Annotated in this window: 17 protein-coding genes and 5 pseudogenes; 10 read left to right on the top strand and 12 right to left on the bottom strand. The window is 59.2% G+C overall.

Translation table 11 applies throughout. The annotated features are described in order from the left end of the window. Window positions 1-248 precede the first annotated feature (248 nt). Entirely contained in the window at window positions 249-1,631 is a 1,383-nt protein-coding gene (locus BHMPCIPO_RS24005; RefSeq protein WP_173519281.1) for an adenylate/guanylate cyclase domain-containing protein, read from the top strand. Window positions 1,632-2,055: 424 nt separating this feature from the next. Here BHMPCIPO_RS24005 and BHMPCIPO_RS24010 read toward each other — a convergent pair. Beyond that, a pseudogene (locus tag BHMPCIPO_RS24010) lies at window positions 2,056-2,472 on the bottom strand (plasmid maintenance toxin (PemK-like)); the annotation flags it as partial. After that, complete coding sequence (locus tag BHMPCIPO_RS24015) at window positions 2,459-2,737, bottom strand: type II toxin-antitoxin system Phd/YefM family antitoxin (RefSeq protein WP_173519282.1); 279 nt, start codon at window positions 2,735-2,737, stop codon at window positions 2,459-2,461. The pseudogene BHMPCIPO_RS24010 and the gene BHMPCIPO_RS24015, both read right to left, overlap by 14 nt. Between BHMPCIPO_RS24015 and BHMPCIPO_RS33060 the strand changes: the two genes are divergently transcribed. From BHMPCIPO_RS33060 to BHMPCIPO_RS24025, 3 genes are read left to right on the top strand one after another with little or no spacing between them, the layout of a single operon-like run. Beyond that, complete coding sequence (locus BHMPCIPO_RS33060) at window positions 2,721-3,056, top strand: hypothetical protein (RefSeq protein ID WP_246304533.1); 336 nt, start codon at window positions 2,721-2,723, stop codon at window positions 3,054-3,056. The two genes, BHMPCIPO_RS24015 and BHMPCIPO_RS33060, sit on opposite strands and share 17 nt — an antisense overlap. Continuing rightward, a complete protein-coding gene (locus BHMPCIPO_RS33065; protein WP_376741717.1) occupies window positions 3,026-3,184 on the top strand; it encodes a type II toxin-antitoxin system MqsR family toxin in 159 nt (52 codons plus the stop codon). The genes BHMPCIPO_RS33060 and BHMPCIPO_RS33065 overlap by 31 nt, the downstream gene beginning before the upstream one ends. A 36-nt stretch (window positions 3,185-3,220) precedes the next feature. Then, entirely contained in the window at window positions 3,221-3,607 is a 387-nt protein-coding gene (locus BHMPCIPO_RS24025; RefSeq protein ID WP_173519283.1) for a type II toxin-antitoxin system MqsA family antitoxin, read from the top strand. Window positions 3,608-4,147: 540 nt separating this feature from the next. On the opposite strand, the gene BHMPCIPO_RS24030 is transcribed toward BHMPCIPO_RS24025, so the two are convergent. From BHMPCIPO_RS24030 to BHMPCIPO_RS24040, 3 genes are read right to left on the bottom strand one after another with little or no spacing between them, the layout of a single operon-like run. Then, window positions 4,148-4,930, bottom strand: coding sequence for an SDR family oxidoreductase (locus BHMPCIPO_RS24030; RefSeq protein ID WP_173519284.1), 783 nt, complete (start codon window positions 4,928-4,930; stop codon window positions 4,148-4,150). A 15-nt stretch (window positions 4,931-4,945) separates the two neighbouring features. Next, window positions 4,946-6,142: an aminotransferase class V-fold PLP-dependent enzyme gene (locus BHMPCIPO_RS24035; protein ID WP_173519285.1), complete on the bottom strand. Its 1,197-nt coding sequence runs from the start codon at window positions 6,140-6,142 to the stop codon at window positions 4,946-4,948. Further along, on the bottom strand, window positions 6,136-6,642 hold the full coding sequence (locus BHMPCIPO_RS24040; RefSeq protein ID WP_312033060.1) for a RidA family protein: 507 nt from the start codon (window positions 6,640-6,642) through the stop codon (window positions 6,136-6,138). Before BHMPCIPO_RS24040 ends, BHMPCIPO_RS24035 begins: the two co-directional genes overlap by 7 nt. Before the next feature lie 59 nt (window positions 6,643-6,701). On the opposite strand from BHMPCIPO_RS24040, the gene BHMPCIPO_RS24045 reads away from it, so the two are divergent. Next, complete coding sequence (locus tag BHMPCIPO_RS24045; protein WP_282439097.1) at window positions 6,702-7,658, top strand: LysR substrate-binding domain-containing protein; 957 nt, start codon at window positions 6,702-6,704, stop codon at window positions 7,656-7,658. Between the two features lie 287 nt (window positions 7,659-7,945). Here BHMPCIPO_RS24045 and BHMPCIPO_RS24050 read toward each other — a convergent pair. The 3 genes and pseudogenes from BHMPCIPO_RS24050 to BHMPCIPO_RS24060 form a co-directional block, all read right to left on the bottom strand. Continuing rightward, window positions 7,946-8,240, bottom strand: a pseudogene (locus BHMPCIPO_RS24050) (ATP-binding protein); the annotation flags it as partial. A 16-nt stretch (window positions 8,241-8,256) separates the two neighbouring features. Then, window positions 8,257-8,691: pseudogene (locus BHMPCIPO_RS24055) on the bottom strand (IS21 family transposase); the annotation flags it as partial. A 76-nt stretch (window positions 8,692-8,767) separates the two neighbouring features. Continuing rightward, the gene (locus BHMPCIPO_RS24060) at window positions 8,768-9,754 is read right to left on the bottom strand and encodes an alpha/beta fold hydrolase (RefSeq protein ID WP_312033061.1); all 987 of its coding nucleotides are present in this window, start codon (window positions 9,752-9,754) and stop codon (window positions 8,768-8,770) included. 200 nt (window positions 9,755-9,954) lie between these two features. Here BHMPCIPO_RS24060 and BHMPCIPO_RS24065 point away from each other — a divergent pair, with 200 nt between their 5' ends. Then, window positions 9,955-10,884: a LysR family transcriptional regulator gene (locus tag BHMPCIPO_RS24065; protein WP_173519287.1), complete on the top strand. Its 930-nt coding sequence runs from the start codon at window positions 9,955-9,957 to the stop codon at window positions 10,882-10,884. A 175-nt stretch (window positions 10,885-11,059) separates the two neighbouring features. Here the strand turns inward: BHMPCIPO_RS24065 and BHMPCIPO_RS24070 are convergent, their stop codons facing one another. After that, window positions 11,060-12,334, bottom strand: a complete 1,275-nt coding sequence (locus BHMPCIPO_RS24070) for an LVIVD repeat-containing protein (protein WP_246304538.1) — start codon at window positions 12,332-12,334, stop codon at window positions 11,060-11,062. Between the two features lie 279 nt (window positions 12,335-12,613). Here BHMPCIPO_RS24070 and BHMPCIPO_RS24075 point away from each other — a divergent pair, with 279 nt between their 5' ends. Then, window positions 12,614-13,504, top strand: a complete 891-nt coding sequence (locus BHMPCIPO_RS24075; RefSeq protein WP_173519289.1) for a LysR family transcriptional regulator — start codon at window positions 12,614-12,616, stop codon at window positions 13,502-13,504. Here the strand turns inward: BHMPCIPO_RS24075 and BHMPCIPO_RS24080 are convergent. Next, on the bottom strand, window positions 13,498-13,659 hold the full coding sequence (locus tag BHMPCIPO_RS24080) for a hypothetical protein (RefSeq protein WP_173519290.1): 162 nt from the start codon (window positions 13,657-13,659) through the stop codon (window positions 13,498-13,500). The genes BHMPCIPO_RS24075 and BHMPCIPO_RS24080 overlap by 7 nt on opposite strands. Window positions 13,660-13,731: 72 nt before the next feature. Then, window positions 13,732-14,472 (bottom strand): hypothetical protein, encoded by a 741-nt coding sequence (locus BHMPCIPO_RS24085; RefSeq protein WP_173519291.1) that lies wholly within the window; start codon window positions 14,470-14,472, stop codon window positions 13,732-13,734. Window positions 14,473-14,624: 152 nt separating this feature from the next. Here BHMPCIPO_RS24085 and BHMPCIPO_RS24090 point away from each other — a divergent pair. Then, window positions 14,625-14,819 (top strand): annotated as a pseudogene (locus BHMPCIPO_RS24090) (IS30 family transposase); the annotation flags it as partial. Window positions 14,820-14,995: 176 nt separating this feature from the next. Here BHMPCIPO_RS24090 and BHMPCIPO_RS33070 read toward each other — a convergent pair. Beyond that, window positions 14,996-15,175: pseudogene (locus tag BHMPCIPO_RS33070) on the bottom strand (adenylate/guanylate cyclase domain-containing protein); the annotation flags it as partial. 361 nt (window positions 15,176-15,536) lie between these two features. On the opposite strand from BHMPCIPO_RS33070, the gene BHMPCIPO_RS24100 reads away from it, so the two are divergent. Then, window positions 15,537-15,818 (top strand): type II toxin-antitoxin system RelE/ParE family toxin, encoded by a 282-nt coding sequence (locus tag BHMPCIPO_RS24100; RefSeq protein WP_173519293.1) that lies wholly within the window; start codon window positions 15,537-15,539, stop codon window positions 15,816-15,818. Window positions 15,819-15,848: 30 nt separating this feature from the next. After that, on the top strand, window positions 15,849-16,148 hold the full coding sequence (locus BHMPCIPO_RS24105; protein WP_173519294.1) for a HigA family addiction module antitoxin: 300 nt from the start codon (window positions 15,849-15,851) through the stop codon (window positions 16,146-16,148). Window positions 16,149-16,463: the final 315 nt, after the last annotated feature.

The following is a 16,463-nucleotide window of genomic DNA, read 5'->3' on the forward strand; positions in this document are numbered from 1 at the left end:
TTCAGAGGACTTCGGCTCTGTCGCTACGCCAATGCGCTTGAGGACTTTTCCGGTCTGGCAAAGGCGCGATTGGAAAGTCAGCGCACACTGTTTCTCTCAACCTCATTCGGCCGGGATGATCTCCTGGCGGCAGATGCGGCGGTACCTTCGTGAAGAGCACCGGTCGCGGGCGCCCGGCTCGCGCAAGATTCGATTGCCAGCACTATTGGTGTTAGAATCTTTTCCGACCGGCGGAGCCGTGTTCGGACATGACCAGAGTAACCGCCCTACCCGATCAGATGGATTTTAACGTGGCCGCCGACGAGACCTTGCTCGAGGCGGCTCTGAGGTCCGGCGTGCCGTTTGCACATGCATGCGGCGGCCGGGCGAAATGCTCGACCTGCCGCGTGTGGATCCTCTTTGGGCTGGAGGCCTGCCCAAATCGGAATGCCGCTGAGGCTTCGATGGCGGACCGGTTGAGGTTGACGAACGAGGTTCGGCTGGCTTGCCAGCTTAAACCGGAAGGCGACCTTCGCGTCCGGCGTCTGGTCTTGGACGAAACCGACATGATGATCACCAGCCAACTTGGCGCCTCTGCCGCGACACGGTCCGGCGAGGCCAAGCACGTTGCGGTGTTCTTCAGCGACATCGCCGATTTCACGGCACTGTCGGAAGCGCTTTCTCCATATGACGTGATGTATCTGCTCAATCGCTATTTCGCGCAGGTCGGCGACATCATCGAGCAGAACGGCGGTTTCATCGACAATTTAATCGGTGACGGGCTAATGGCCGTATTCGGAATGAACGACCAGCCTGATGCTCCGCTGCGCGCCGTCAATGCAGCACTCCAGACGCTTGGCACGGTCGATCGTCTTAAGCCTTTCTTCGCCTCGATGTACGGCATCGATTTCGATATTCGCATCGGCCTCAACTACGGCGAGGCCGTCATCGGAACATTGGGTTTTGCACGACACGGGCGTCTGACTGCCGTCGGTGACGTGGTCAATGTGGCAAGCCGGATCGAGGCTGCCAACAAGGAGGCTGGTACACGTCTCCTGGTATCCCAGTCGCTCCGCGACGAGATCGCCGACAAGTTGGAGGTCGCCGATTTCCTACGAGTACGCCTCCGCGGCACCGGGGAGCGTACGACGCTGTTCGAGGTCGTCGGACTGAAGCCTGAAATCAACGCGGAACTCAACGCCATACCTCGTCGCGAAACCATCCGGCAGGGTGGCAGAAGATGGGTTCGCGCTCTTGCTGAAGATGAACTTCAACCCCACGAACGACGGATTCTCGATTTCGAAGACTTCGACATCGTGGTCGTTCGCGGAGCGGAGGGTTATTGCGCCTTCAACAACGCCTGCCCGCATCTCCATCTGCCGCTGTACGAGCGCCGCAGTCCAGCCCAGACTGAGGGGCTGCAACTCCCACACACCGAAAGCACCATCACCAGCGATCTTGGCCTGGTCTGCCGATGGCATCAGAGCTGTTTTGATCTGCTCACTGGTGAAATCAGGCAGTGGGCGCAGTTGCAGGAGGACGGTACTGCGCCTGGATATGAATACGCGGGTGATATTTCGAAAAACCGCGCCAGGTTAGCCATTTATCCTTGCCGACAACGGGACGGATTCGTCTGGATCGGCCTGGAGTGACTTGCGGGACCCTTAGCGGCCGTCCGTCCATGCCGATACATGCATGGCGACCTTACACGCACGCCCTAGACTATGTTGGCGATTATCCCGGCTTATGCGCCGCCTCGATCCACGGCAATTCGAGATAAACAAGACACTTCATAACCCAATGCGGCCCGCTGAACTCCAGTTCCCGGTGATACATTATGCGATCAATTTGGCCCAGAGCGTAAACATACGCGCAACAAGCCTTTGTACAGGGTTGATCCGCCCTTCGGCTTGACCGTTGCTTCACGGGAGTTCGATGCATTTTCTACGGCATCAATATCCCGGCGCAAGATGCTGGCGAACCGCATGATGCAGGGATGGGTTCCCGTCTTTTCCGGAACGCCATGCGATGCGCCATTTTGCAGAGATCGCCGGAACAAATCGCGTTTAGGAGCGGGGTCGCCTGATGTCTCTGGCTGCGCGCCAGCCCGACAAAGCGACGCTTCACCTCTTCAAACAGGGCCGGAGGCAACGGGCCGTGGTAGCCGCTATCCGTGTCGAGCGGCCGGACGTCCGGCCCTGGCCAGGCAAAGCGGTTGCTTTCCGTCAAGACAATCCAGGAGCGTTCGTCATCCAGTCCCAAACGACGTTTTGTCGCCGGCGGGATCTCGACTGCCTCGGCTGGATCGGAGGGCGGCGTATGCGTGATCGGAAGGACGCGGACCACCGGCGTTCCATCTTCCAAGGTGGCAACGATGGCAAGAACGAGCGCCGGGCGATCCTTGTCACCCTCTTCTCGTCCCTCCAAATGCTGCCAGTGCCAAAGATAGGAATACCGGAAGACCCAGCCGACCTTTGGCTCAGTCGGCAGCATTCTTGTCCTTCGTCAATTCGGCATTGAGATGGTCAAGTCCAGGATCCATCGTGGATGTTTCGACTGCAGCGAGGTCGTCCGCATCCAACGCGCTCGTCAGTTCGACTCGGCGCTCGCGCCGCATCAAGCGAAGATAGTCCTCATAGGCGATCAAAACCGTGCGCGGTCGGCCGTTCTTGGTGATAATCAACGGCTCGCGCATGGCTGCGTCCTGGTAGGCTCCAAAGTTCTTGGAGACCGCAGCGGCGGTGACGGTGGATGTCATCATGCACCTCCATTTTTCCGTAAAATACGTACTTTACGGAAATTTACAAGACGCCAACGTCACCAAGAAATTAAATATGGTCCGGAAGAAAGCAACGGATGTCGTCCCGAAACGCACCACCATTAGGGTGGCATATAAAGGCATGGAGAAAGCACGGCCGACCTACGATCTCGAGGCGATCAAGGTAGCGCTCGGGTCGACCGAGACGCTCGCAATGACCTCTTCCGCGCTCCGGGACGCCATGGCATTGGCTTCGATCGCGCGGGCGTGGTGGAAACGATCGCCGGGATGGATCGGCGGATGTTTTATAAGTCGATGACGACCTTTGCCGATCACCGCGTGTGGCAAGACGTTTATCACGTGCCAGCACGCGGCATGCTTCTTTACGTGAAGTTTCAGGCAGACGTTATCACCGAGTTCGTGGTCATGTCTTTCAAGGAGAAATGAGCATGGCAGTAAGCAAAAAGAGATCTGCCCGAAACGATGGTGTTTCCGGAAACCGGCGAAACGCTGCGCCGGGGGGTACGACCCTTCCTCGTTACCTACAAGGGCACCAGCAAGACCGTCGAGCTTCCGGGGTATTACCCGGAAAATGGTGATGAGGGGATCCACGTCGACGATGATATGGCCGTTACCGACGCGGCGATTAGGGCGTTGAAAGAAGAAGTCGAAGGCATTCCCTCGCCCGCCACCATACGACGCGTGCGCAAGAAGCTGAAACTATCTCAGCGCGAGGCGGGCGGCCTTCTCAAAGTTGGCGAGAATGCCTTCGACAAGTACGAGCGAGGCCTGGTCGAGCCGAGCGGCCCAACCAGCCAATTGCTGCGGCTCCTCGATGACCATCCCGAACTGATCGAGGAGCTCCGCTAAAGCTTGGCATAAACCCTGCTCAGCGGCGGACGCTACGCTCGTCGGGCGGAGGAATCTGCCCTGATTGGGGAACTTTTAGTTGCTTCGTTGATATACATACTGAGCGGGCGTCGCCATTCTTTCCGAAGAATGGAACTGCGCGCAGCGCCCAGCCAGGAACTCATTGAATAGATCAGATATCGGACTCGTGAAGGCGGCGGTGTACAGGGGCAAGGCTCCCACCTGCCTCGCCTACAAGTTGAACCTGATCTATGATGGCAATGGCGACCCCGTGGTCGATAGGAAATGCAGGCGCGGACGCCAACGACCTTGTTTTTTCTGCCCGCAGGGCCTGCGTGAGGCGGTCGCTCAAAAAGAATAGTCGGGTCAGGTGCGGATCACCGGACAGCTGATGCTACAAAGGAAAGTCCATCTGGACGCCGCACGGGAACGACCTCTGAGTGAGTGTCGTTCCCGTTCGGGTTCCATCCATTATGTCGTCTGTCTGCGAGCATGAATTGCAGTTAGCGAAATGGGCCGCATGCCGCGAGACGTTGGAACTCAAGCAAGCGTCGACCTGAAAGCGCCACCGTCGAGCAGGATATTCTGGCCGACAATGTAGCCTGCGTACTGGCTGCAAAGAAATGCCGCGGTAGCGCCGAACTCCTCAATCGTGCCGAAGCGCCCGGTCGGATTCTCCGCATGCGCCTCCTGCCGCGCCTGGTCGATTGAGATGCCCTTCATTTCTGCCCTTCGCTGGAGAAGCACGGCTACACGATCAGTCTCATGCGCCCCTGGTAGGAGGTTGTTGATCGTTACGCCATGTTTCGCGACTTGCCTCGCCGTCCCTGCCACGAAACCGGTCAGTCCGCTGCGCGATGCGTTGGACAGGCCCAACTCCGGGATCGGTGACTTTACTGACGCGGAGGTGATGTTGACGACGCGCCCCCAGCTCCTATCGATCATGCCGGGCAGAACCGCTTTCATCAGCAAGATTGGGGTCAGCATGTTGGCGTTCAGTGCGTTCAACCATTCATTCGTCTCCCAATCAGACCACAGCCCAGGCGGCGGTCCCCCTGCATTGGTGACGAGGATGTCGGCTTTCGGTTCCGCTTCGAGAAGCTCTTGCCGTCCTTCTACGGTCGTTACGTCGGCGACCACGGCATAGACTTCGGCGTCTGCCAATTCCCGAAGCTCCCTCGCGGTGGCCTCCAGCGTGTCCCGGCTACGACCGTTCAGGGTAACGATCACGCCCGCCTCCGCAAGTTTCTGCGCCACGCCTCTGCCCAGCCCTTTTGAACTCGCGCAGACGATCGCACGCTTGCCCCTTATTCCCAAATCCATCGCAGTTCCGTCCTTCTATTGGATTGCATCTTTTGCGATTTGTTCAACCGCATAGACGAGGCCATCGACCTCCCCCGCGGTATTGAAGTAACTGACCGAGGCTCGGGCTATTTCCTGTAGTCCGCGCGCCGTCATGTCGAAGGGCGTGTAGGGTATGCCGTTTGCCCCGATTGAGATGCTTTTGGCAGCTAGCTTGCTTCTCACAACCGATGCCGAAATTCCCGCCACGGCAAAAGATACAAGGCCCGACTGTTTCGTACCGAGGTCGCGCATCTCGACTCCTGGAATACGTTTCAACCCTTCGCGAAGCCGGGTTGCCAGTAGGGCGATGCGGGCTTGGATCGCCTCGACACCCAACTCCGAAGCCAGCGCGATCGCCTCGCCGAGCCCCAGGAGTAGTGATATAGGCGCTTCGGACGTTTCGAATAGACGAGCGTCTTTCCTCAGCTCGACTTTTCCATTCACGAGAGGGCCGGAGCTCACATCAACGAAACCGGGATCGAGCTTCTCAAGGAACTTGGAGCGAACGTAGACGAGAGCCGTTCCGCGCGGCCCTCTAACGTATTTCCTGCCGGCCGCCTTGAGAACATCGCAACCTATCCTCGACACATCGATAGGGAGCTGACCAAGTGCCTGCCCGGCATCCACGAAGTATGGGATGCGAGCCGCGTTGGCGACCCGCCCGATGGCTTCGGCGTCGTTTATCAGTCCCCCGTTGGCAGGAAGCCATGTAAGCGAGATGAGGCGCACGTTGTCGTCGATCATTGCCGAAAGAGCGTTCGCATCGACACTGCCGTCGTCCATGCAGGGAATGATCTCGATGCTTGCCCCGGCATGGCTTGCCGCACGCTGCATCGATGCGACATTACCGCCCCATTCCTGTCGGCCAATTAGAATGCGCTCGCCCGACCTCAGCTGTGGCAACGCAGCAAACACGCTCCCCCAAAGGGCAGACCCCGATCCACCGAACGCAACCTCGCCTTCGTCGGCGCCGATGAACTTGGCAGCGTTGGTACGAAGCATCGCGAGCTCGTCCGCAACCAGTGCGGCAGCTTCCATCGGACCTCGCCTCGATTCCAGCATCAAGTGTCCGATAATTGCTTCGGTGACCCGCCTCGGTGGGAGCGAAGCTCCGGCGTGATTGAAGTGCCTTCGCTCGGCGCAGCCGGGTGTGTCGTTGCGCAGGCTGTCGATTTTTGCATCGGTCAGCATCTGGTCTCCTCCAGTTCCACGACCGCATCGATCTCGACGGCTGCCCCCGAGGGAAGCGAACTGACACCAATGGCTGCTCTGGTGTGCTGCCCGGCTTCGCCGAACACCGCAACCATAAGGTCGGAGGCACCGTTTGCAATCTTCGACTGATCCTTGAACTCGCTCGTTGCCGTGACGAACACGCCGAGCTTCACGATGCGACGGACAGACGAAAGCGAACCGTCTGTTTTGGCGGCGATCAGTCCGAGAAGGTTAAGGGCTGCGATAAGCGCCGCTTGCACCCCCTGCTCGTGGGATATGTCCGCACCCAGGGTGCCTGCAATAATCTCACCATCTGGCGCCTTGCTGATCTGACCTGATATGAACAAGAGGTTGCCCGTGCGGACCACCGAAATGTAGTTCGCAGCCGGAGAAGTCGGTGCGGGGAGTTCCAGGCCAAGAGTAGCCAGTTTGTCACGGATAGATATCGTCATTGCTTTCTCCTTTTCTTCTTGCTTCATGGAAGAAATCCGAGGAGCCCACCAATTCAAAGCTTTGTGCCCTGTGATCGAATTCGTTAATGTCAGCCGCCATTCATCCGCGAGGCATCGGCAAGTTGCGTAGTTCCCCATTTCTCCCACCCCTTTCCGCGGCCAGGGTCTTTCAAGTGGTAGCGAACCGAGGGAGCTTCCGATTGGCCGGCGAGGAACTGCTGATTACGCAAAGCGCGGTGAGCCACCACATCAAGCAGCTCGAGAGTGCTCTGGGTACTCCGCTCTTTCGTCGCAAGAGTAAGAGCATAGAGCTGACCGAGGCAGGCACGATGTTTCTTGCCACCGTTGACGAGGCCTTCACTGTGCTGTCGGAGGGCACCGCGAGGGTACGCTCGCAATCCGGGCAGACCAGATTGCGTGTGAGCTTGCTCCCCTCCTTCGCCGCGAACTGGCTGATCAACAGACTTGGCGGTTTCCTCAAGAGCCATCCAGCGATCGAACTCGAATTGGATCCGACCCTGCGTATTGTCGATGTAGGGCGCGGAGAAGCGGATATCGCGATTCGATTTGGCGATTTTGGCGCGAGCAAGCAGTCCTGTGTGCACCTCGCAAACGAAGATTTGTCTCCGGTGTTGAGCCCGGCGCTGTACGGAGACGGCTCCCAGTTTCAATCCCCCCTGGACCTTCTCAACCACGAGATATTGCAGGCCAAGAGCGGCCTCGAGTGGCAGCTGTGGTCGGAGGCAGCCGGATTTCCACTTGAGAAGGCCAAACAGACCCGCCTGACCGACTACAACATTGTATTGCAAGCTGCTCTTGATGGTCAGGGTGTCGCCATGGGGCGAGGCCTTCTTGTTCGGGAGCATATTCGGACGGGGCGGCTGGTCAGGCCCTTGTCAGCGTCCTTGAGCTCACAGAAAGCAGCGTACTGGGCAGCCTTCGACCCGCTCTCGAAGAAACTTCCAGCGATAGAAGCTCTTGTCGGCTGGTTGAAAAACGAGATGACCCTATCGGCGCAGAGAACGTCCGGCCCCATTTTTTGATCGATGCAATCGCCGTCCCAACGATAAGATCTGCCGGCGGATACCTCTCGGCGCGCCCATGATCTCTGGTCCCTCCCTCACGTCGGAGGCCCATCGCCACGTTGAGAGGAGCAGAGCGCAACTCTCACTCTACGCCCCGGGCCAGATCACGGGCTTTGGCAAATTCAAGGTCAGTGCGACGCGAAAGTCGCCTAAGTAATTGTTTGTACAGGAGTTATATTCTGGAACAAACCTGATGTTCTGCGCGGCGACAATCAAGGTGAGACTCTCATCCTGATCGTCGCGCAGCCTGGACCTCCGACAAGCACGACGTTGTTGGCATCCGCCATGAACTCACAGCGATGGAGCTGGAGCACGAGGGCCTCGCTGATCTCACTGCTGGCGAAGTCGAAGCCAGCCAGATCGCGGTAGACCTGGAAGGGGGCTGCCTTGAGCTGATAGGCGACGGACCTGACCTCCCGCTCCATCTCGGCCTTCAGGAGTTGCGACAGGACCAGGGTGGCGGCTTCGCAGGCGGGAGATGCCTGCTCGGTCAGTTCGGCGACGGCCTGCGCCATGCCGTGCATCTTCAGGCCTGAGCATGATGACGATGGCGGGATCATGACGCTTGGCGCGCCTCCCGAGCCTGGCGCAGTGCATCGTAGCGCTCGACATTAGCCTGCGGCTCCTTGGCTTGGCCAGGCTCAGCGCCTGCGGTGCATCCGCGACAGGTGTCGGGAGCGGCCTGCCATCGACTAGCCTGTGCAGCACATTGAGGATGTGGACCTTGGTGGTGACGCCGACCTCGAGTGCCATCTCCACTGCGGCCAGCACGGCCTGCTCGCCATGTTGCAGAACGAGAACCAGGCTCTCGACCATCTCCCGGTCGCCTCCGGGCTTCCTGAGCAGATGCTGCTGCAACTGCTTGAAAGCTTCGGGCAGTTCTGTGAAGGGAGCGCCGTCGCGCAGAGCACCGGGCTTGCGCTGGATAACCGCCAGATACGGTTCGACCGGGGCCGTCATGCGACCGTTCGATGATACGGCGGTGCTCGCAATGCGGCCTATACGCACATCCAGACGCTGGGAGAACGGCTCTCCAGATAGACGAGCATGGGCTCCATGATCCGTTCTCAGTCAATCGGTTTTACGTCGGCGGGCTGCGCGAGCGTCCGGGTCACCTCGGCGATGAGCCTGCTGCGCCCGCGCTCCGGCCTGTCGAGATGAACGTAATGCGTTGCCCTGGGGATTGTGACCGTGCGCACGCTTGCAGCCCGTCTCAAGTCCTGAGCCAGCGTCGTGACGTCCTCCGGTCGGCTCCAGAAATCATTTTCCGAGCGGATCACCAGCACACGCGCAGTGATCGGACCGGCATCCCAAAGTTTGCGCCCCGAAGCAAGTTCAAATGAGTCGGCCATGGCGCCCGACGGAGCTCGGAACGAAGGTGGGTTGCGGCTGGCTGAGGTCGGATCAGAGGCAAGCGCCGCAGCTTGATAGGCCTCCGCCACCCTCGGATCGCGCCAGGTGGCCTTGTCCTCGACCGGAATCGAGCGGTCCCACGATGGCAGCAAGGAGGCGGCCGTGTTCAGGCGGTAAGCCCCGAAGCGCTTGACGTGGAACTCGTCGGGCTTATTCGGATCGGCCATGTCAGAGCCTGGCCCCAGGGTCTTGTGACCGGAGTGCGCACCGTAGAGGCTGTTGTAGATCACCAGATGGCTCACCTCGTCCGGGTTCTGGCTGGAATACATGCCCGCCCAATGACCGCCGGTGGCCCAGCCCAGGATTGCAACTTGCGACCGCCCTGTCCTCGCCTGTATGGCGTCGACTACGGCGGCGATGTCGCGAACCACTTCGTCGGAGCGTACGAGCGGTTGGCCATCTTGGCTTCCGTCTTGCCCGCCCCTCCTTGAGCCACCGTAGCCGCGCACATCAATGATGAAGACGTGATGCCCGGCGCGAACCAAGTCGGCTGCGAGAGAGCCTCCCTCCACCGGAAGATCAAAGGAAGCAACGCCGGGCACGCGCGCGCCGTGGACCAGCACAACCGGCAGTCTGCCTGGCTGAAGCTTGTCATCGCTTACCTCACGGACCGCCAGTTCAACGCCCGGATCGCTGGTCACGGTAAAGTCTTGGCGCATTATCGCTGCATGAGCGGTACCGCCAAGAAGAATAGCCCCGATGAGGACCGCCCTGCTCAGACGCGGAGTTATTGGCTGCGAGCGCATTAGAACCTCCTTTCTGCTGCTGTCAGGCTCTTGACTTGGCACCTCTGTGCGGTTTCTTCCAATATCAATTGGCAGTTTATTGAGACGATATTGATATGATGGTCGACCTGCATCACATGCGCCACTTCGTGGCCGTTGCCGAGGAGCTTCACTTCGGCAGGGCCGCCAGCCGTCTTCACATGGCCCAGCCGCCACTCTCGCAGTCGATCAAACGCCTTGAAACCGCACTCGGTTTTCAGCTCTTCGTCCGGACGCAACGGCGGGTTGAACTGACCCCTGCAGGCCATGTATTCCTGAATGAGGCGCGCCGCACGCTACAGCAGGCCGACGACAGCATACGAATGGCGCGACGGGCCGCATCGGAAGATCTGGCCGAAATCACGGTGACCTTTACGAGCGCGGCGCTCTACCGCGTTCTTCCCGCCGCGCTCCGCGCCCATCGCGAACGCTTTCCGATGGTCGAGGTCCGCTTGGATGAACGATCAACCGACGCACAACTCCAGGGATTGCTGGAGGGCACGGTCGACGTGGGGTTTGTTACGCCGCCCCTGAAGACGGAATCAGGGCTAGAGGTCGAAGTGATCGATCGCGACCGCTTTTGCCTCGCAGTGCCGCGTACGAGCCGCTTGGCGACGGGGAAACCGGTCGGCTTGGCTGAACTCTCGCACGAGTCCTTCGTACTCTTTCCGCATGTGCAAGGACCATCGCTCCACAGTCAGTTAATGAGCGCCTGCCGGAAGGCCGGCTTCGTGCCACGCGTGCGCCAGGAGGCCCGCCAGATGCATACGATCCTGAGCCTTGTCGCGGCCGATATGGGAGTGGCCTTCGTACCGGAAGGGGCGCGCTCCATGCAGGTGGAGGGTGTGGCTATGGTGCCGTTGGAGGGAATGCCGGACGACCTAACCTGGGATCTCGCGATAGTATGGAAGCCGCGCGGCGTCCGCCGGGCGCCGGGCGCGTTTCTGGAGACGGTCAGATCCCTGTCGAGCAGAAGCAGACAGCCAGGGCACAAAGCTTGGTCGTGACAGGACCTGATATGTGCCGGAGATCTTACCGTCGGGAGGCCCCATTACATTGAGGACGTGGTCGTCTGGTTCGAATCGCTTCGAAACGCCACAGGGGGACGGCGGGCGAGTGTCGCGGATGGCTTCCTCGCGATCCGCTCCGGCAGTAACAGCCGTACTGCAATGAGTCCGACGCTCATGCGCGGCGCGCCTGCGGCCGCTCGCCGATGTAGCGCAGGACCCAGATGCCCTGGTTCTTGTCGCTAATGTAGATGAAGCCTCGCCGGTCAACGACGACATCCTCCGTCTGAAGGACCAGCTTGTCCTCCGGTATTGGACCGTAACGGCGCACCGGCTCGGGCGGAATGAAATAGCCCACTTCCCGCGGGAGGCGTCTGTTGGAGACGTCATAGATCCGCAGCCCCGCATTGAAATGGGCTATGTAGAAGAGGTCTCCTTGCTTTTCGACATCCGAATGATGCTGATGATGGTTGATGTTGTGCGGGCCGCGCCATCCGCCTCGCGTCGTGAAATCAGCGTAAGGAGCCTCGGCCGGGGGCACAGGCTCCGGGAGCAACGACAGCAGGAAAGGCTCGCTGGGGTCCGATATGTCGATGATCGAGGCGTGATGGGCAGCGCCCTGCCCATAGGTCACATTCTCTGAATTTGCGAAAGCGATGCCCTGCTCCGGAACCGGCAGGACCCCGTGCACGCCGAAGCGGGAATGAAACGGTGGGCTGAAGCTTAGTCCGCCGATCTTCCGTGGCCGCGATACATCGCTTATATCGAGCACGATCATGCCGGCCGCCCCATAGGGCAGATAGACGTGGTTTCCCACGACGTAAGCGGGCCCGTGCAGTGAGACGTCCTCGCCGGAGCAAAATGCGCCGCATATGCATTGCGCCTGAAACCGCATCGGTTCCGCTCGCTCTCTTGAACGTGAGATACTTGTCAGCAGCGCATCGGAGAAGCTCTCACCTCCTGCCTCGTGCTGCCCCGGCACCCACCAGCGTCCCGCTTCACGCGGATTGGCGCGATCCGAAATATCTAGAATGAGGTAGATGTTACCGCGATAACCCGGCATGGACGCGGCAACGTGAACATAGCGTCCGCCTGGATAGAGATTGCGGTGGGTGCCGTTTGCGCCGGTCTTGAAGTGCGACAGCAATTGCGGGTTCAGCGGATCGGCGATGTCCCAGACGAGAAGGCCTTCATCAAAGGGAGCGTCTGGTTCGCCGCCGAAATTCGCGAACGGCTTTTCCAGAGCCGTCACCATTGTGTCGCCCGACAGATCGATCTGCAGCGTCCACGTGTTCGGTGTCGGGTACGAGATGAACTTCGCCACCTGCGGTTTGGCAGGATCGGTCACGTCAACGATGCTCCAGCCGGAGTCCCAGAAATGGCCCGTATAGAGATGCCACCGGCCTCTCACCTCGCGGATAGCCATCTTGAAAGCCGGACGGTGTTCCATGTCGGTGTAGCCGACCGCCTCGACGTTGTGCGCATAGGCGCCAGCGGGGGCAGGCGAGTTTGACGGCTGCGGCTGCGCGACGGCTTCGCAAGCGAAGCCGGATTGTGAGGCCGCGACAATGGTTGCGCCGACGAGAGGTGCCTGCAGCATCTGCCGCCGCGAGAACTTCTGATCGCTCATGTTATCTCCCTGCGAAGCATCCTTTGCGCATGATGCTGGAGGAGATATATTCCGTCCAATATTGTTTCATCCGCCTGTGATACCGGAACGGAAACTCTAATGGAGCACAGACTGCTTCAATCCTTCGTGGCCGTCGCAGAGGAACTGCATTTTGGCCGTGCCGCAAAGAGGCTCAACATCTCCCAGCCTCCACTCACCAAGCAGATCCAGCGGCTAGAGCGTGAACTCGGCGTAGCACTGCTTGAGAGGACGAAACGCAAGGTCGAGCTGACGGCGGCAGGCTCGGTTCTTTTGGAGGAAGCACGCAGCCTGCTGCGGCAGACGGAAACCGCCACCGAACTTGTCCGGAAGACCGAGCGCGGCGAGACGGGACATCTCTCCGTCGGCTTCATCGATGCGGCGATCTATAGCGTGATTCCCACGATCGTCGATCGCTTCACCCGATCATACCCGGATGTAACACTTGAACTCTCCGATCTCCGCATTCCGGATCAAGTTCGCGGCGTAAGCGAGGGCCGGCTGGATGTCGGCTTCATTCATCCACCAGTCAGCGGCAAGCACCTGGTGATCGAAACAATCCTTGTCGAGCCTCTGGTGATTGCGGTGCCACAGCAGCATAGACTTGCGTCTCAGGCTGAGATCCCGCTGGCAGAGCTTGCAGATGAACCACTGATCCAGTTCCCTCGCAGCATCAATGCTACTCTATATGACCAGATAATCGGACTTTGCCAAAGCTCTGGCTTCAGTCCCAGAATCGTCCGGGAGGCCACGCCGAAGCAGACGATCATCGGCCTCGTTTCGGTCGGCCTTGGCGTTTCGCTCCTCCCGAAATGTCTCGAGAACCTGAAGCGCGACGGGGTCGTGTACAGGCCCATTTCGGGATCGAACCTCTCGATAGATACCTCGATCGTTTACCGAAGCGACCGGTTACGGCCTGTGACGGGAGCGTTCATCGATGTCGTCCGCGCCGTCGCAGGAAAGAGCTACTGAAAGTCGATCGATAGCTTTGCCGCTCTGCGGACGATCTGCTCGCCGTCCGGTATGCCGATCAGTCCGCCAGGCGTTCCGGGATTGGCGAAGCGGACAGGCCTGCAGGAAGAAGGCACCGGCCGCCGACTGGCCCGCCGCGACATCTCGTCGGTCATCGGGATCTTTCCATCAGGTTGAGCTTGAACAACCCGACCCTATCTGGAAAACACTGATTGCCACCGCTCCTGCTACATAATCTCCTGCGACATCATCCGCGCGCTTGTTTCGTCTTCACGCGGGCCCGTCGCCCTCTCGGGGGAAATGAAAGACTTGCTGAACCCATCGCTTGAGGCCGTTCCCTGCCTAACTCGACGGCCCGACCAGCGGCGTCTCACTTGGCCAGTTTGTCGATGGGGGCCTTGGGCCGGAGCGGCCCCAAGGTCCGCCGCTTCGGACGCCATCGCGTGGAGGGACAACTCTCCCATGAGGTTGTCATGGATGTAGGCAATGGCCTTCCGTAGACGCCTGTCGTCGATCGAAATAGCTGGGACATGTCGCGGCGACAACACGTGGGTCAGATGAGCTGCCGCCGAAATGCTCATGGTCTGCCGATAGAGCGAGTCCGACGTCTCGGTCGTGGCGACAGCGTTCTTCACCATCTGGACGAGCAGCGGATCGAGCCCCCCGACGAGAGGCGTGAAGTCGGGCTGGTCCCATCCTGTCTCGCGCAGCAGGTCGTCCGGGAACTCCAACGTGAGATAGGATAGGGTCTCATCGAACTCGCATATACCGCTCGCCCGCGCCGGCAGAATCCATCCCTCGCCTGCACGGAGCGGTATGCATGACGTAATGTCGGTGCCTACAGCAAGGCGATGATGGTTCTGGTCGACAAGAAAGATGCCGACCGTCAGGTTGTGAAGCTGGAATGGCCCGCCGCCGGCCGGCAATTCCCGACTTTTCGCATGTATCTGAAGCGAGCCTCTAGCCATCGATATCTCCCTTGACAACGATTGATCAGCTGATTGCGTACCGGGGCAATAAGATACGTCATCTGCCCGACCGCAACAAATCGACACCGCGAGTAAGAGATTGGATCTGGATAGCGCAGAAGTGCTAGCTCGGGAAACAGCGCTATGCCCTCTCGCTAGTCGAGCGCAAGAGCCGCTACACAGTGATGATCAAGAATGGCAGCCGCCACCCACAGCCGCTCATCGACAAGATCGTCGATGCCTTTTCACCGCTGCCGGCCTTTGCCCGTCAGAGCTTCACCTTTGACCGCGGTACTGAGTTTCGCGGTTTCAGGGCCTTGGAAGATGGACTCGGCGCCACGAGCTGGTCGACATTTTGGACCGGGTTGATGTTCGACAGGTGAGTTTTGGCATCGGAGGGGGACCTTTTGAGGGCATGGCGTTGGTTTCCCGCTTGTATGGGGCAATTCTTGTCAAGCCTGATCTACAATCATTTCCCATCTCCTTGTTCGGCCAGCTGGCGACCATCTCCTCGTCCCGACCTGAGCCCCTGCTGCAGGGCAACAGCACATTCCACAGCATCGACGACACTCGAGAACTCTGCCAAAAGTCCGTCGCCCATTGGCTTGAAAATGCGGCCGTGGTGACGGGCGATTTCAGTCTCGAACAATTCCTTGCGGCCTGCAACCAGCCTCTCATAAGTGCCTTGTTCATCGCGCTCCATGAGCTTGGACTAGCCGACGACATCCGCGGCCAAGATTGCGGCAAGCCCACGATCCATGGCTCCCCCAATTCGAAACTTTATTTGATGTATTTCTAAAATACCACAACCGAAGCCCGTAGTCAGCGCACGGGAGATAGTGGTGGTGCGGAGCGCGACCGGGAATTTTTGCGATGACCCCGATGTCGTATTTGGTTCGCATCTGGTCCGGCACACATCTCCGCCTTGAAGGGATCTGAACCGGAGATCGACCACGTTGAGATCGCGTAAACAGGAACGCGATTGCGAATCTGTATCGTGCAATGATACATATTGGTTGACTTCAACCTGTATCACCATATGATACAAACATTAAGAGCCAGGCGTGATCAGGTCATTTAAGGATGCGAGAACCGAAGCCGTTGCCCGCGGCAAACCGCCAAAAGGTTTTCCCTCAGACATCGTGAGGTCGGCCGTCCGCAAACTGACAATCCTGAACAGCGCTGCAGCTCTTGAGGACCTGCGCTCTCCTCCCGGCAATCGACTAGAAGCGCTTAAGGGGAATAGAGAAGGCCAACATTCAATCCGGATCAATGATCAGTGGCGGATATGCTTTGCATGGACTGATGCCGGTATCGAGGACGTTGAAATAGTTGACTACCATTGAAGGCCAAGCGTGGCAGACAGGGAGCTTGAGATGACCCATATCCTTCCGCCGATCCATCCTGGCGAAATCCTCCGCGAGGAGTACCTGCGTCCTCTGAACATGAGTGCCGGTGCATTGGCGAAAAAGCTCCATGTTCCTCGCACCCGCATAGAACGCATCGCGGCCGAGCAAACACCGATAACCACGGATACCGCCCTGCGCCTTGCAAAGTACTTCCGCACAACGCCGGAATTTTGGATGAACATGCAGACCAGCTTCAACCTCAAGACAGAGGAAATAGCGCTTCATGGCGAACTGGAGTTGATCCCAGAAATCGATAGAGCGGCGTAACCGGAGCCTGCGCAAAACGGCGCCTTCCAGTCGATACATTATGCGATCCCAGACGCACAGAACGCGAACATTGACTGAACTCGGGGTGCGCGCTGTCGCTGTATCCCACGTCAAAGGCGATGTCGCCGCGTGAACCCCTTTGCGGAGCAGCCGAAGGCGTCACTGCGATGCCGATGGTCTAGGCAAGTCCTCAAAATCGACCGCGGGTTCGGATTCCGCTCACGGCTGCATGTAAAATTAAGGTCGCAACTTGAGTGCGTTGCGTGGCCGGAAGATGGTCAGCCGGATCAGAAGCTTCCATAGCCGTTTCGGTAG

The sequence above is a fragment of the Ensifer sesbaniae genome, from assembly GCF_013283665.1.
In the GTDB taxonomy this organism is placed as follows: domain Bacteria; phylum Pseudomonadota; class Alphaproteobacteria; order Rhizobiales; family Rhizobiaceae; genus Ensifer; species Ensifer sesbaniae.